We start from the raw sequence: 15,958 nt of genomic DNA, 5'->3' as shown, positions 1-15,958 counted from the left end.
TATTTTCAACCGACTCTGCATTTATATTATGCAGCTTAAATGCCGATTAGCTTAAACTGCAAATTCTTAGCAAAAGGAAGCGGGCTTGGTTTGTATAACCGCACCCTTCTAGGATGCCGGATAAAAATGTTTGTGTATTGGGATGCTTCTTTCAAAATTGCATTGAAATTAGCGAATCTCCTGGCGCTTATCAACAATTTCTACTGTTGTATCATCGCTGGTACTGGGAGTATCTACAGTCATTTGTCGATCGCCGTACATTTCGGCAGCCTTGTTAGGAGTGCGATCGGGAGCATCAGAGAAATTTCTACTGTTGTTATATGTTCTCCAATCACGAACCCCACGGTTTTTGAGAATCGAACCAGCACGCTCAATTTCGTCTCCAAAGCCTTCTATCATAACCAAGTAGTCGCCTTGGGATACGCGATTGTCGTAACTTCTGGCTTCTTCCTCTGGAATACCTAAACCAGTTAGCGCTCCGATAACACCACCTGCTGCTGCACCAATCCCAGCACCAGCCAAAGTAGTTGCGAAGGTTCCTGCTGCTAAAAATGGGCCTGCTCCTGGAACAACTAAACTACCAAGACCAACAAGGAAGCCACCAACGCCTCCCAAGACTGTACCTGTCACTGCTCCTGCACCAGCACCTTCTTGAGCCTCATTATCACCAGGATCTCTTACCTGGGTGCCAGCAATTTGCTCATTACGCTCTGTATCTTTCGCTAATACAGAAACTTGATCCATTGAGAAACCCGATTTTTTCAGTTCATTTAAAGCTTCTTCGGCTGCTTGCCGGCTAGGAAATGTACCAATTGCACGTTTGTATTGTTGAGTTGCCATTTTTTTCTCCTGAGACAATTATAAATATATAGGACTAGTCCTATATATTTACTTGTTCAATGACTGTTACAGTCTCTCTGCTGAAATAAATATCTTCATCAGCCAAAAGGTTTATTTATTATCTGTCATAAGGAAGTCTTCGATAGACACAAAAGTGCTTCACATTTTTTACTACCTTTTAGCCTAAGCATTGCCTTTGATAGATGTCGTAGAAAACAAAAACGGGCATAACCTAAGTTATGGAATTTGATGATAGCGTTTAGGTTATGTCTATAAACAATAATTTTTCCTTTTCATGAGAATTCTTTTGGTTGAAGATGATGATTTGCTTGCTCAAGCTGTAGCAACAGCTCTGACCAAACAAAATTATGTGGTTGATATTGCTGCTGATGGTGAGGCTGGTTGGGAATTGATAAATGTTTGTAACTATGACTTGATTTTGCTAGATGTGATTCTGCCAAAGCTGGATGGTATCAGTCTTTGTCGGCAATTACGCCAGTCAGGTTATCAAATGCTGATTCTGCTTTTAACGGCAAAAGACACTAAAACTGATAAAGTTATCGGTTTAGATGCCGGAGCAGATGATTATGTAGTCAAACCATTTGATTTTCAAGAGTTATCAGCTAGAATTCGTGCTTTATTACGTCGAGGAAATACTTCTTTACCTCCTGTTTTGGAATGGGGAAGCTTGCGCCTCGATCCTAGTACTTGTGAAGTAACTTATGCAGATATTACACTACATTTAACAGCAAAAGAATTTAGTCTTTTAGACCTTTTTTTACGCAACAACCAGCGCATCTTTAGCCGGAGTGCCATTGTAGATCAACTTTGGAGCGCTGAAAAAGATCCACCTGAAGAAAATACGATTAAATCTCATATCAAAAGTTTACGGCAAAAGCTAAAAGCAGCAGGTGCTAACTACGATTTTATAGAAACTGTCTATGGAATGGGTTATCGTTTAAAAGCTCTAGATCATGAGCAAAGTTGCCCGAAACCTGAGCCGGAAATAGATTTAAAGCAGCAGCAAATTCTCCTAACAGCAATTGCTCAAGAGCGGGAGAATTTCAAAGCTAAGGTTGGTTCGCGCATTGCAGTATTGAAACTAGCAGCTGATGCTTTAAGAAAAGGTAAACTTGACGAGCAAGTGCGGCAAAAAGCAGAGCAAGAAGCTCACAAACTAGCTGGTTCTTTGGGTAGCTTTGGCTTTCCAAAAGGTTCGTTATTAGCCAATGAGATAGAAGATTTATTTCAAACTCAAAAATTTATTAGCCAAGCTAAATGTTTTTATTTAGACAAGCTCTTGATGGAGTTGCAACGAGAGCTAGAAAAAAGCCCAGTTGAACAAACCCAAAATCTACTATTAGTAATTAGCAATGAGCAGCAAGTAGTTGAGGGATTAATAAAGGAGGCTGAGAATGATGAAATACAGGTTCAAATTGCTACTAATCTCACTACCGCCAGAAGTCTAATCTCATCTTTAAATCCCGATGTAGTGCTACTTGATCTTGATATTGATATTGAGAAAGATAGTTTGAAATTAATAACAGAATTATCCCAGGGAACACCCCAAATACCTGTGTTAGTTTTTACAAATCGAAATAATTTTAGCGATGCCTGCGGCGGGCTTCGCCTACGCCTTGAGGTTGCACGAGCTGGCGGACGTGCTTTTTTGCAAAAATCCATGCCTCCTAGCCAAATTTTGGAGCCAGTGAGTCAAATATTACAAGAAACTCGTATTACTGAAGCGAGAGTAATGGTTGTAGATGATGACCCACAGACGTTAACTATTATACAACAATCCCTAGAACCATTGGGATTTGTTCTAAAAACTCTTGAAGACCCACAAGGTTTCTGGGATACCCTGACAGAATTTTCTCCAGATTTGCTAATTTTAGATGTAGAAATGCCTCATATTAGTGGCATTGAAATTTGCCAAGTAGTACGTAACGATCCGTACTGGAAATTCTTGCCAGTAATATTTATGGTTGATAATTTATCAGCAGATATTGTTGAGCAAATATTTGCAATCGGTGCTGATGATTGTGTAATGAAAACTGCTAAAAACTCGCAACTAATTACTCGTATATTGAACAGTATAAAGCGAACGTAACTATTTATAAATATAGTTTTAGTCAAGAAAAATAGTCAAATATATGAATAAACCCGCCCAACAGCCAACTAAAAAAAACTTCTGGAGTAAACTGAGTACGAATACATTAGTTCGCTTCTTACTATTTGCTGCTTGTGCTTGGGTATTAGTAAAAGTTTTTTGGTATTTTCAACATGTAGTTTTTATATTTACCTTTGCGACAATTTTAGCACTAATTCTTAACTATCCAGTACGCTATCTGGAACGCTTCTTAAGGCGAGGTTTTGCCTTGGGTACAGTCATAGTCATTAGTCTATTAACAATCATTATTATATTTGTATTTATTATTAATAAACTGGCTACGCAATTACAACAATTAGCAGTTTTGATATTACAAGTTATTATTTCTACTAACAATCCTGTTAATCAATTACAAAACGCCTTAGCTGCTCGAAATATTGAAATAAATTTAGAAACTATAGAAACACAAATTCGCAACTGGATTGTGGCTGGTATAAACATCATTTTAGGCTTCTTGCCAAATTTATTAGAAAGTTATGTTGGCTTTATAATTATTATTGTAGTTGCCTTTTTTATGCTGACTGATGGAGAAAAAATCTGGCAACTGATTCTTAAGATGATTCCTTATAATAAACGCGATCGCTTTGCAACAGCTATCCAAAAAAACTTTATTGGTTTCTTGCGAGGTCAATTACTAATCTCATTGATTCTTAGCATTGCCACTTTTTTGGTTTTCGCATTTTTTCATATCCCATTCCCGTTTCTGCTAGCTATCACTGTGGGAATTTTTGACCTGATTCCCGGTATCGGAGCTACACTAGGAGTTAGTTTAGTTTCTCTAATTGTATTGGTACAAAGTGGTTGGTTTATTAGTATAAAAGTATTAATTTTCTGTATAGTTTTACAACAAATTCAAGATAATTTAATTGCGCCTCGTGTAATGCAAAGTACAGTTCATTTAAATCCCCTATTAATATTTTTTGCGCTTTTAGTTGGGACACAAATAGCTGGTTTATTAGGGGTATTTCTTTCTATACCCATTGCTGGAGTGATTGTGAGCTTCTTAGAGATTGAGGAGTTGCAGGATAATTAGAATTTAATATTTAGTATTGATTTTGCGAGGCTTTGTTGCATGAATGAGGGAATCATCAACTTCAAAAATTTTTAAGTTATTAAATAGAAAAAACTATGAACCAGTTAACCTCAAGTGAGATAAATATAGCCATAATGACCCTTGGTGGGCTAGTGCTAGGACTAGGGCTGTTGTCTGGCTGGCTCAAAGAGCGGTTGTTTCTTTCAGACCCTCTTATAGCTTTAGTAGTTGGGGTGTTATTGAGTCCATCTGTGTTTGGCTTAATTGACCTTGCTCACTGGGGTAAACCAGAGATGATTTTAGAGCAGGGGGCAAGATTAGCGATCGCTATCCAAGTGATGGGAGTGGCATTGCGGCTACCAAAGGCTTACCCTTTTCAACATTGGCGCATCCTGTCCGTGTTGCTAGGACTGTTGATGCCCCTGATGTGGTTGATTAGTGGACTGCTGGTATATCTGCTGTTAGGTCTACCCTTCTGGGTAGCCATGCTGGTTGGGGCTGTGATTACTCCTACCGATCCGGTTGTTTCTACTTCCGTTGTCACAGGGAAAGTTGCCGAGCAGAACCTTCCCGAACGTATCCGCCACACCATCTCTGCTGAATCTGCCGCAAATGATGGACTGGCTTATCCCTTTGTCCTTCTGCCAATTCTAATATTGACTAAACCGCCACAAGAAGCTCTACTTCATTGGCTCACTAAAACTTTACTGTGGGAAGTAGGAGCAGCTGTGGTGATGGGAGTGCTTATCGGCTACCTAGCAGGACGGCTCCTGCGGTGGGCTGAAACCAAACAAACCTTAGAGAAGGAATCTTTTCTAGCTTATACTGTCGCTCTTTCTTTAGCTGTATTGGGTCTTGTGAAGCTACTTGGTAGCGATGGCATCCTGGCAGTTTTTGCGGCGGGAATCACGTTTGATATGGTTGTAGGCGGTCGTGACAGAGCTGAAGAAGAGAACGTACAGGAGGCAGTAGACCGCTTTTTTACTTTGTATATTTTCGTCTTATTGGGTTTATATCTACCCTGGCAGCAATGGTTCGAGTTAGGTTGGAAAGGTCTGCTGTTGGTGGTAGCAATTTTGTTGCTACGCCGACTACCAGCAGTACTGTTATTGCGTCCCCTGCTTGGTCGGTTGCGAGGGGTGCAGGATGCCCTGTTTTTAGGATGGTTCGGCCCTATTGGGGTAGCGGCGCTCTTTTATGCTTTTCTTTCAGTGCGTCAGGCTGGTGTGGAAGAACCCTGGACTATAGGTAGTTTAGTTATTTGTGCTTCAATCCTCGTCCACGGTTGCACTGCTGTACCCTTGGCTAAACTCTACGGTAAGCAGCAGAGGTAATATTTGATACTGAATCAAAATTGAAAACCTAATAAATTCCAGTAACCTAACAAGGGAATAAAAATCAATCCAGCGAGAGTAATCAAAGAGTAGTGCGATCGCTTAATAAAAGACCAGCTATTATTTACCCAAGCTAATCCAGTAAACAAACTTAGTACAAGTGCTAGAACGGTGGTTATCAAAGGTAGGCAAAGTAATGCTACTACAATGCCAGGTACACCATACACAAGTTTCCATACACCTATAAGCCACAGCGACAAAGGCAAGCCAATCAAAAATCCTAAATTGAGAGTACCAGCAATACCAGCTACTACCCAAGCACTGCTAAACTTTTGCTTACTTATCAAAGGACGTATTAACCCAACAATAGAGGCTGACAGAAAAACAATTGCACAAAAGCCAATAACTCCTAACTGTAACCAAATAGTTTCATACCACGGTATTCGCTCATAAGCTCCAATCTTAGACCAAAGCGGATTAAAGACAAATGCAATATTCCCCCTGCTGTCTTCGCCAAAGGCAGTAAATGCATCATCCTCAACTCGCTTAAACAACAATGGTTCCACAGGAATTAATGTGTGCTTTGGAGTACTCCCCAAAAAGAACAAACCAGGGGTACTAATCGTCAAAGTACCATTTCCGCCTTTTTTGATATTAATATGTTTAAACGGCGCAGTTACTTTAGCAAAAGTGTCGCGGGGATACTCTAAATCTCTGTAAGTACCAGTCAGGCGATTAAGTTGCTCCTCAGTAAGAGCAATAGGTTTAACAGATGGTTGATTGGTAACAGGAAAATAGCGGTCTAGAAACTGAGTTAGGAATTTGCCAGCCACCCCACTAAAACTATTAGTGGCAATAAAAATGCCAATATTTTGCTCAGGCATTAAAGTCAGGGAGCTAGAATAACCCCGCAAACTTCCCAAATGTCCAATCACCCGAATATTGTTTTCTAAACGCTCACGAAAACTGTAGCCAGTACCTGGCAATTTGGGATGATGGGTGAAATGTTGTTCGTGCATCAACCGCACAGTATCTTGTTCCAAAATGCGGGAGTTTTCGTAGCGACCGTATTGTAGATGGGCAATCATAAAATTAGCCATATCTGTAGCTGTCGAACTCATGGACGCAGCTGGAGCGATATTTAAATATAGATATGGAACAGCTTTGAACTTACCATTTTGATACTGATAACCCACAGCCAAATCATCAGCTAAAGGCGGCGGAGGTGGCTGGAGAAATGTACTCCGTCCCATATTCAACGGCTGCAAAATGTTTTTATCAATATATTCAACAAAGGGAATACCGGAAACTTTTTCTACCAAATATCCTAATAAAGCTGTGCTATGGCTGGAATAACTGTAGAGTTTACCGGGTTGCCAAACAACAGGTGGCATATACTCAGCCAAGTAATCTCCTAGTGGCTTTATTTCTGCTGCGGTACGAGCTGCAAGACCGATTCGGCGTTTAGTAGTACCGTCAGTGTGTGTCATCAACTGAGCAACTTTAGCTGGTTCAGGATAAGGATTTTCTAACTGAAAACTGGTGAGATATTTATTAATATCAGCATCTAAATCAAGCTTTCCCTGCTCGTACAACTGCATTGCTGCTGTAGCTGCAAATAACTTGGAAATGGAAGCTACGCGAAACAAAGTTTTATCTATGACAACTGGTATATTTTTTTCTAAGTTCGCGTAACCATAGCCCTTAGCAAAAAATAGTTTCCCATCTTTAACCACAGAAATAGCTACGCCAGGAACATGAGACTTTGATATTTCTTCATTGATGATTTTGTCTACAAAGCCTTCAAATTCCTGGGGATTACTTAATCCCGGTGCAGTAGGAGATGTTATTACAGGCTGCTTTGGTTCAGTTGGTTGCTGCTGTTGAGGTTCTGAAAGCGGGAATTTGGGTACATTTACATCTCTAGCCAAGCTAGGCAAGCCGGACATCGAAAAAAAGAGGATGCCTATCAATACCCAACAAATAAACTTAATTGGTTTATACATGATGCAAATTTACCAACTCTATTACTTAGATAAGTCTTAGCTGCTGAGGTTCCTACTGTATTACTTCAATAATCCCTGTTCAGGCTCTTCAATCCTTTCAGGGTTTTCTTGAGATTGCCTACTCAAGTTAAAGAATATTGAGCCAACCACAAAGATAGCTAAACTGACAAAAATCAATGCGAAGGCACGTATCAACATATTACTGGGGCGTGGTTTTTGCATTTTTTTATGAGTACAGCCTTCAAGGTTTGCTTATTTCAGATTACTCTCTTAATAAAATGCCAAATTCTGTCGCAAGGTGGATATATCGTTGATATTCAAAAATCAGTCTTTTAGTGGCTTTTTAAATATAGTAATACAGCTATTTTGGAGTAATTAAATTTAGCACAATAACTGTAAATAACAAAAAATGGAGGCTACATTGTGCGATTCGGACAATTGATCGGGTTTATTGCTCTTGTTACATCTCTTTACATTTTGTGGCAAATTCGGCAAATACTTTTGGTGGTATTTGCAGCGATAGTTTTAGCTACAGTCCTAAATCAACTTGTGAGCTTTTTCCAAAGATTTCGCATTAAGCGAGGAATTGCAGTTGCCATATCAATTATTCTCTTATTAGTCGTTTTAGTCGGTTTTTTTGCACTGATTGTGCCGCGTCTTATTGACCAATTACAACAATTTGGTAATATTATGCCTATGGGACTAGAACGGTTGCGATCGTGGAATAATTGGTTACAAAATGTAATTCCTGACCAACTATTAGAAAATATTCGGGGACTTAGGTATATCACCCAAGGTTTACAAGATTGGTTAAATCAGTTAATAAATAACTTTTTTAGCTTAGTCAGTAGCTCGCTTTCTATTATTTTAGGTTTGCTGCTTTTTGTAGCTCTTACCATCATGTTATTAGCCAATCCCTCGCCCTATCGACAGGGATTTATAATGCTATTTCCTGCTTTTTATCGGCGGCGAGTTGATGACATTCTAAATAAGTGTGCAGTCTCGTTGACTGGCTGGATAAAAGGCACACTCCTTACTATGCTGGTCATTGCAACATTCAGCTATATCGGACTGTTGATTTTGGGAATACCGTTACCATTAGTTAATGCTATTTTGGCAGGATTATTAGAATTTATCCCAAATGTTGGGCCAACCTTGAGCGTGATTCCGCCTGCGCTGCTAGCATTAAATGAAGAACCTTGGAAAATCGCCGCAGTTATAGCTTTGTACTTTGGAATTCAGCAGGTTGAAAGCCTAGTTATAGTGCCTTTAGTGATGAAAAGCCAAGCATCTCTACTACCAGCAGTTACTTTGGTAGCAGTGGTGTTTTTTGGCAGGTTTTTTGGATTTTTAGGTGTATTTCTCGCTGTTCCGTTAGTAATTGTGTTTCAAACGTGGATAAAAGAAGTTTTAGTCGAGGATGTACTCAACAACTGGCACAAAAATCAAAAAGATAATCAAGAAGAGAAAGTATTAGCTGTGGTAAATGGCAAGTCTGAATCATCTGTTGAAAACAGTTGATAAGTCATATCAAGTTCGGGTGATTACTTATAATAAAACTTCTCAATGTAGGTTGGGTTGAACGGCAGTGAAACCCAACATGAACAAGGAAAGGATCAAGCGTTGCAATACTGCTCGGTTAAGGGAAATTGTAGGTTGGTTAGGAGCGTAAGCGTTACCCAACAAATCTCGGTAAATGTTGGGTTTCGTTCCTCAACCCAACCTACAGATATTATAAGTATTTAACCGAACCTAATATCAGGTAGGCATGATCTACCTGACAAACTTAAGACTGGATGTTGTTTGGAGATGCCAGTGGTTCAGGTTTTACTGTAAATGCTAAGTTCTGTGCGTTGCGTAGCACTTGGATTTGTAAGTTATTATTTAAGCCATTCTTTTCAATAATTTGCTGAACTTCTTCAGACGTAGTAACGGGTTGATTGTTAATTCTGAGAATAACATCTCCTGGCCGCAATCCGATTCTGGCAGCAGGAGAATTAGGAATAACGCGAATAATAAGAATTCCTTGCTCTGCTACAATGCGGACGTTACTGTTTGGATAATCCTTCACTCTTTTCTTGACTTGAGGTGTTAGTGTCACCATCTGAAGACCTAAGTAAGGATATTCAACTTTGCCTTGAGTAATTAATTGCTGGGCAATTCGTTGAGCTGTATCTATAGGAATGGCAAAGCCAATACCTTCAGCACCTTGGATAATTGCAGTGTTAACGCCTATGACTTGACCGCGAGCATTTAAGAGTGGCCCGCCTGAATTTCCGGGGTTAATTGCTGCGTCGGTTTGAATATAGCTGCTAGGTCTGGTGGAGAGATTTAAGGAACGGTTGATCGCACTTATAACACCTACTGTTACCGTTTGTTGTAAACCCAAAGGATTACCGATCGCAACTGCCCACTGTCCTGGTCTTAAAGAATCGGGATTTGCTATTTCCACTGCTGGTAAGTTATTACCAGGAATTTGCACAACTGCAACATCGCTCACCGTATCTTGTCCTAGCACTTTGCCCTCAACAGTACGACCGTCAGAAAATGATACCGTCACCGTATCTGCATTGTTAACAACGTGAGCATTGGTGAGAATCCGCCCATTGGGATCGATGATAAAACCAGAGCCTACACCACGCACTACTCGTTCTTGAGGCTGTGTTGGTACAGTGTCACCGAAAAAGCGCCGAAAGAATGGATCATTTAATGTATCAGGTAACTGTGGTACTGCGCTTCTGATAGTTCGAGAAGTATTAATTTGAACTACAGCTGGTTCTACTTTTTCGACAACTTCAACCACAAAATTGTTGTCCTCAGCAGTTGGTGTTAGAGGGCGCGAACTTTGATTCTGTGTCTCCTCAACTATAGGAGAAGGAACAATTGGAGGACGAACTTTTCCAGAAAAATCTGTTGAACAACTACTCAAAAATCCTGTCGTTATGCCGATAAAAGGTAGCAGCAGGTTAGTTGTTAGTTTGCGCGTCAAAAAATAATTTTTTGATGTATTCATCGTTATTTCAAGTATTAAATATTATGTAATTTAAATGTATGTCTCGGTTTGCGAATGATTTGCCTCTGCATTACGATTTGTCCAATTTCGCAACGCCCAAAGGCTAATTAAAGCTGCTAATCCAGCACCGAGAGTATCCATAATTAAATCAATAATGGTGTCATCCAAACTTTCAATTACTTGAGTACTGAGAATTTTACCAGCAGACCATTCTATGATTTCCCACAAAGCACCAATAGCAATTCCAAAACTAGTAATTGTCACTAAATACAAAAGTGTATGATTCCGAAATATATTTAACATTGAACCATAGACTAAAAAACTGAGTGCTAGGGTAATTGCAGAAGTTGTATAAGCATGAACAACTTCGTCATAGGGGCCTGGCATACCAAATAAATCCCATACCCAACCAGTAGCATTGAGCAATGCAGCCAACACAAACAAAAAATCAAATAAAGTGGGTAATTTATCATCTCGGATGACAAACACAAAGGATATAACAAGGAAGACTGCAAGACCCAAGGCATTTGACCATTTACCTTGAACTGCTGCGGCTATGACAAAAATTGTTAGTAGAGCCTGTCCTATCCATGCGATAATTCGATAACCTTTCCAATTCAGAATTTTCATAATTATTACCTCAAAAATGTTAATTTAAAATGCAATTTTTATACTTAATCCCAATCTTTATTAGTGTCATCATTATTTAAATTTTTAATGACCTGATAATAACTCTCTTCTACATCTTTGTAGTCTTGTTCTTGTGATAGTCCTTCACGGCTATCTTGTAAAATCATGTCAGCATGATGGCGCAGGCTTATTTGATATTTAGAATTATTGGTGTAAGTGGCAATACTAGCTATAGCTTCTAATAAACGAATAATTACTCCTGCATCCGACTTTCCATACTGTCGAATTTGGTTAAAAGCACGATCAACCAATCCTTGAAAATCTACTCCTTCGGCAATGAAGCGTAATTTGTTATTTTTATCGTAGCGATAGGGCGAAGGAAAATCTCTTTGAACTAAGTGGCACAGTCCTGCGCTAATTCGGTCAATACAGCGAATTGCAGTAAATGGATCGTTTATTCCAGGGGAAATGGCACGCAGAGCTATTTCTACTAATTGATCGATTGGAAACTCTATATCCTGTTGTTCTGTACGTTCTTTGCCCAAAATAAAAGCATCATTGATTTGTTTGGTAAGTTTTTTATTTACTTTTTTCCCAGGAAAAACCAAGGCTAAATCGCCACCTTGAATTAGAAATTTTCCCGGTCTAACCTGAAGGCGTATTAGCAAATTATGTTTACAAGCAATTTCCATCAATTCCCCATTATCAATTGCTTGTAAATAACCAGTGCCATTAGCTCGAATCGGTAAAGCTTCTTTCTCAAAGGACATGGGAATTTCTTCAATTCCTTGTCTATGTTCTGGTTCACCATGCCCAATTCTTTCTGGAAATAGTCGCTTAATTGCTGAATGTAAATCCTCACTAACATTTTCGATTACGTGAGATGCCTGAATTATGGTTGAAGCATGATGGATAAAATAAATTAATACACCAATGCTAATAATTGCGAGTAAAGTGCCGACTGTAACTGAGAGTTGTGGCACATACTGTTCGTATCCATCTCCTTCTCCACGAATTGTCCGCAGTACGAACAAGCAGTAGATGAACGTACCAATAAATGTGCCTAATACAATTTGATTACCTGTATCCTGCATAAAATTACGCAGAAGTCGCGGCCCGAAATTGGAAGCAGCCAACTGAAGTGCCACGATTGTAATTGAAAAGGCTGTAGCTGCAACGCTAATCATCGAACCTGCAACCGATCCTAACAGCGATCGCGCTCCATCTGCTCCACCTGTATAAATCCACCAATAATCAATGTCTACCTTGCCTGTGCGGTCAAGATTAAGCATTGTGAAAGCCAAAGCAGTAGCTATTACTGCCATAACCGCCGGTATGAACCAGTAACTTGAGTGGAGTTGATCCCACAGTTTGCTTATCTTGACATTTTTCATTGTTCGTTGGTTTGAGAATCTATTTTGCCGTTGTTATCTTCTGAGGAGCGTGCTTGAGCAAGTAACCTGAGTGAATCGCTGATGCGGCGAGGCTTCGGTACTTCACCTTTACCTGCGGGCCAACCTTCACGCTGACGAGAGCGGTTTCCATCTGTCTCTTCTGTCTGGTCGTGGAACAGGATTTGTTGAGTTGGGAAGGGCAAATCAATACCGTTTGCAACAAGCGTTTTCTTGATTGCAATAATCACTTTATCCCGCGAAATAAGATTATCTGCCCGTCGTGGTGGATGAACCCACCAACGCACACGGATGTTAACAGTGCTTTCGGCAAGTTCCATTACTAGTACATCAGGAACCGGATCTTTTAAAACTTCATTTACACTAAGCATTGCGTCTAGCATTAACTGCTTGGCACGGTCAATGTCGTCGCCGTAGCCAATGCCGACATCGTACTCTAATCGCCGGTTTTCAAATGCAGTGTTTACAGTTACCGAATTAGTAAATAATTCTGAGTTGGGAATGACAATCCGCCGACCGTCATAAGTTCTAATTGTTGTTGCGCGTGTCTCAATATTTTCGACCGTTCCTTCAAAGCCTTTAAAAACAATTTGGTCATCAATTTGAAAAGGTTCAGTGAGCAGAATTAAAATTCCAGCTAAGAAATTTTGCAAAATATCGCGGAAAGCAAAACCAATTGCTACACCACTAATTCCCAAAAGTTGTACCAAATCACCGGCTCTAAATGTAGGAATCACAATGGAAAGGGCGATAAACAACCCAATCAAAATTGTTAGTCCTTGCGCTAACCTTCCTAGTACTAGTCCCAGATTTCGCGCAGAACGACGATTGCGAGTTAACCGCTTGACCACTACTTTAATTCTGCTGGCAACAAATAAAAAGAAGATGAAGACAATTAACCCTAATACAATGTTCGGTAGCAAAGCTATGAACCCGTTAACCATGCTTTGAACCTTTTCCCAAGCTGTCGAGATTTCTGCATTCATGAAGTTTCCTCACTAAGTAATTTTTGCTAACATCAACGCTCAGAATTTTGATGCAATAATTCTTGAATTTCCCCGCGCAATGCTGCGATTTCACCCTGAAGCATTTGAATCGATTTTGCTCCAGCTAACTCTGCTTCATCATCATCAGCATCACGACCAATAAAAAACGTCGCTAGAGTTGCAGTAACGTAGCCAAACACGGCAAACGCATATAACGCTAAGAAAAAACAAAGCACCCGACCTTCGGGCGTTTTGGGCGAATAGTCAGAACCCATCGTTGTCATTAGCATTGCTGTCCACCATAAAGCAGTGCCGTAGTTGTGCAGCCCTGATTCCACTGGAACTTCGTTTTCAAAGGCATACATTCCTGCTGCTCCTATTAAAGTAACAATCATTGTTAATGCCACAACATAACCAAATCCTCTACGGCTAATACTTGCTGCTAAAACCCGCATTCCTCGGTTAGCACGAGTCATAACTCGCAACAACTGTAAACCTCGCACAGCCCGCGCTGTTCGTAGTACGCGGACGACTCGGATAATCCGAAAAGTACGCAGCGCTGGCAACACCAAAGAAATAGCTGTTAGCCAGTTGCTTTTGATATAAGAAAATTTATGAGGAGCGATCGCTAGTTTAAGTAGAAAATCTAATATAAAAATAATCCAAATGGTGATGCTAAAGGCTTCCAGTAAAGAGTTTAATCCCCAGATGATCTCGATGATGAATAGTGCTAGCCATACAAAGCCCAGCACCAGCATTGGAATTTCTAGCCAATCTTCCAACTGTTGCAAGACTTCATTACGTTCTTTTTCTAGGGCTTGTTTTTCTGAAAGCTTTGAACTACTCATAGTATTAATTCGTAATTCGTAATTCGTAATTCGTAATTTTAGAGAATTGGTTTTATTGTTTACTAGCAGGGGTTTCTAGTACGTTGACATCAACTAGAGGTGTCACATTTAAGTCCTGTTTTAATAATTGGGTTTGAATTGATTGGGTGAGGCGTGAGCGTATTTCTTCACTAGACGCTGTAACTCCGGGTTGACGCTGCACATAAATAACAGATAGTAGGGTATCCTGCCCTTGAATATTGGATCGTGTAAAGCGCACATTTGACTCAACTAATTTTGCTAAACCAACTTGTTCCACAGTTTTCTGAACTTGGGCGTTGGCACGTTGGGTAAGGCTAGAGCGTTGTAAATTGGGAGAATTAGAGAACTGCCAAGTTAGCAAACCTGCCAATGCGATGACAGTTATCGCTAAGGCAGAAAAGAATACCCGTTTTTTACCACGCTGATAGCGAGTTCCTTGAGCAGACAACCCGAACACTCGGAACAAGAGGGATGCTGAAAAATTAATGCCGCATAGTTGCAAAAACAGTAAGAACAGCCCCGAAATTGCCATGTCCCATCTGCCAACTGCACTAGCCATACCGACAATTCCCGCAGGTGGAGCTAAGGAAGCGGCGACTAACATTCCGGTTGCTGCCCCAGAGACTAAACTACTGCGATCTGACTGCACCAAGTTGAGCGCTCCTGCTGCTCCGGCTGCCAATGGTAAAATTACTGCCACTGCTGAAACCTGGCTGCTATCTACCATTAAACTGGTGGGAATTTCTTGCCGTAATATCAGGCTAAGTAGCCAAGTAGTGGCAATTGTGACTGCTAAAGCGGAAAAATATCGTAAAATACTCCGCCCTAAGAGTTTGCGATCGCCCCATGCAGTAGCGATCGCTGTATTCATGGCCGGGCCTGCAAACGGTGCAATCAGCATTGCCGCCACCAGCAAGTAAGCTGTATTAGTATACAAGCCAATCCAGACTACAAAACCTGCCAGTGCTGCATAACCAAGAAAGCCTCGCCAAGAGCCAACACTTTGCAAACCAGAAAGAAAAATCTCAATCGGACTGCGTTCTTCCACATCTACAACTTGTTGCGGCGCTTCCGATGCAGGGGGTTGCAGAGTCATCACACCAGTTGGTATGAGCGTAATTTGTACTTTGGGTAAGTCTTGCAACTTGTCCAGAACTTTGCCAACTTCTTGATTAGAAAGGTGAACAATCACCACATCAATCGGTTCTTCTGCATTTCCTTCAAATCGAGCTAAATTTGTACCGTTATGAGATTTGGCAATATCGATAACAGCTTTTCCATTTCCCCGTGGTACTTGGATAATGAGTTGACGCATTTTTACCCTCCTAGCGCTAACCATCTTGCTTTTTCAGGCAATAACTCTACTATCCAAAGAAAGATTTTTTGAAAGATGTATCTCATTCAATTAACACTTGATTTTTGTCCGTAAAATTGGTACATAGTAAAATGATTGCTACTTAATGTAGCAAAAAAGGTTTAATATAAGGAAAATTTCATCAACATCAATTTATTGTTTGAGACTTAGATTAAATCTAAATAGTGGAAAAGCCGTGGAGAACTCCGCTATATTTTCCTTCTCGAAAGCAAGCTTTAGATTTTATTACTTAAATTTATATAGGACTAGTATTTGATTTATGAAAAAATCTAAGTATATGTAGGGGAGCC

At 40.1% G+C, this 15,958-nt stretch carries 13 protein-coding genes; 4 read left to right on the top strand and 9 right to left on the bottom strand.

What is annotated here, in order from left to right:
• Nucleotides 1-168: 168 nt before the first annotated feature.
• Nucleotides 169-840 (bottom strand): general stress protein, encoded by a 672-nt coding sequence (locus tag VB740_RS31815; RefSeq protein WP_323203816.1) that lies wholly within the window; start codon nt 838-840, stop codon nt 169-171.
• A 295-nt stretch (nt 841-1,135) separates the two neighbouring features.
• On the opposite strand from VB740_RS31815, the gene VB740_RS31810 reads away from it, so the two are divergent.
• From VB740_RS31810 to VB740_RS31800, 3 genes are all read left to right on the top strand, one after another.
• Nucleotides 1,136-2,950, top strand: coding sequence for a response regulator (locus tag VB740_RS31810; protein ID WP_323203815.1), 1,815 nt, complete (start codon nt 1,136-1,138; stop codon nt 2,948-2,950).
• Between the two features lie 43 nt (nt 2,951-2,993).
• Complete coding sequence (locus VB740_RS31805; RefSeq protein ID WP_323203814.1) at nt 2,994-4,043, top strand: AI-2E family transporter; 1,050 nt, start codon at nt 2,994-2,996, stop codon at nt 4,041-4,043.
• Between the two features lie 95 nt (nt 4,044-4,138).
• Nucleotides 4,139-5,377 (top strand): cation:proton antiporter, encoded by a 1,239-nt coding sequence (locus VB740_RS31800; protein ID WP_323203813.1) that lies wholly within the window; start codon nt 4,139-4,141, stop codon nt 5,375-5,377.
• Nucleotides 5,378-5,391: 14 nt separating this feature from the next.
• Here VB740_RS31800 and VB740_RS31795 read toward each other — a convergent pair whose 3' ends face one another.
• Together VB740_RS31795 and VB740_RS31790 are read right to left on the bottom strand one after the other, a co-directional pair.
• Complete coding sequence (locus VB740_RS31795) at nt 5,392-7,383, bottom strand: serine hydrolase (RefSeq protein ID WP_323203812.1); 1,992 nt, start codon at nt 7,381-7,383, stop codon at nt 5,392-5,394.
• 60 nt (nt 7,384-7,443) lie between these two features.
• Nucleotides 7,444-7,605, bottom strand: coding sequence for a hypothetical protein (locus VB740_RS31790; RefSeq protein ID WP_323203811.1), 162 nt, complete (start codon nt 7,603-7,605; stop codon nt 7,444-7,446).
• A 201-nt stretch (nt 7,606-7,806) separates the two neighbouring features.
• Between VB740_RS31790 and VB740_RS31785 the strand changes: the two genes are divergently transcribed.
• Entirely contained in the window at nt 7,807-8,904 is a 1,098-nt protein-coding gene (locus VB740_RS31785) for an AI-2E family transporter (RefSeq protein ID WP_323203810.1), read from the top strand.
• Nucleotides 8,905-9,169: 265 nt separating this feature from the next.
• Here VB740_RS31785 and VB740_RS31780 read toward each other — a convergent pair whose 3' ends face one another.
• The 6 genes from VB740_RS31780 to VB740_RS31755 are packed head-to-tail and all read right to left on the bottom strand — an operon-like array spanning nt 9,170 to nt 15,608.
• A complete protein-coding gene (locus VB740_RS31780; RefSeq protein ID WP_323203809.1) occupies nt 9,170-10,396 on the bottom strand; it encodes an HhoA/HhoB/HtrA family serine endopeptidase in 1,227 nt (408 codons plus the stop codon).
• Between the two features lie 30 nt (nt 10,397-10,426).
• The gene (locus VB740_RS31775; protein ID WP_323203808.1) at nt 10,427-11,026 is read right to left on the bottom strand and encodes a hypothetical protein; all 600 of its coding nucleotides are present in this window, start codon (nt 11,024-11,026) and stop codon (nt 10,427-10,429) included.
• A 44-nt stretch (nt 11,027-11,070) separates the two neighbouring features.
• Nucleotides 11,071-12,420 carry a DUF2254 domain-containing protein gene (locus VB740_RS31770; protein WP_323203807.1) on the bottom strand — a complete coding sequence of 450 codons (1,350 nt, stop codon included), beginning with the start codon at nt 12,418-12,420 and terminating at the stop codon, nt 11,071-11,073.
• Nucleotides 12,417-13,424, bottom strand: a complete 1,008-nt coding sequence (locus tag VB740_RS31765; protein WP_323203806.1) for a mechanosensitive ion channel family protein — start codon at nt 13,422-13,424, stop codon at nt 12,417-12,419. The genes VB740_RS31770 and VB740_RS31765 overlap by 4 nt, the downstream gene beginning before the upstream one ends.
• Nucleotides 13,425-13,456: 32 nt before the next feature.
• Nucleotides 13,457-14,272 (bottom strand): ion transporter, encoded by an 816-nt coding sequence (locus tag VB740_RS31760; protein ID WP_323203805.1) that lies wholly within the window; start codon nt 14,270-14,272, stop codon nt 13,457-13,459.
• A gap of 52 nt (nt 14,273-14,324) precedes the next feature.
• The gene (locus VB740_RS31755) at nt 14,325-15,608 is read right to left on the bottom strand and encodes a DUF389 domain-containing protein (RefSeq protein ID WP_323203804.1); all 1,284 of its coding nucleotides are present in this window, start codon (nt 15,606-15,608) and stop codon (nt 14,325-14,327) included.
• Between the last annotated feature and the right edge of the window lie 350 nt (nt 15,609-15,958).

Source organism: Nostoc sp. UHCC 0251 (assembly GCF_034932245.1).
GTDB lineage: Bacteria > Cyanobacteriota > Cyanobacteriia > Cyanobacteriales > Nostocaceae > Nostoc.
This window is presented reverse-complemented; position numbering and strand designations above follow the sequence as displayed.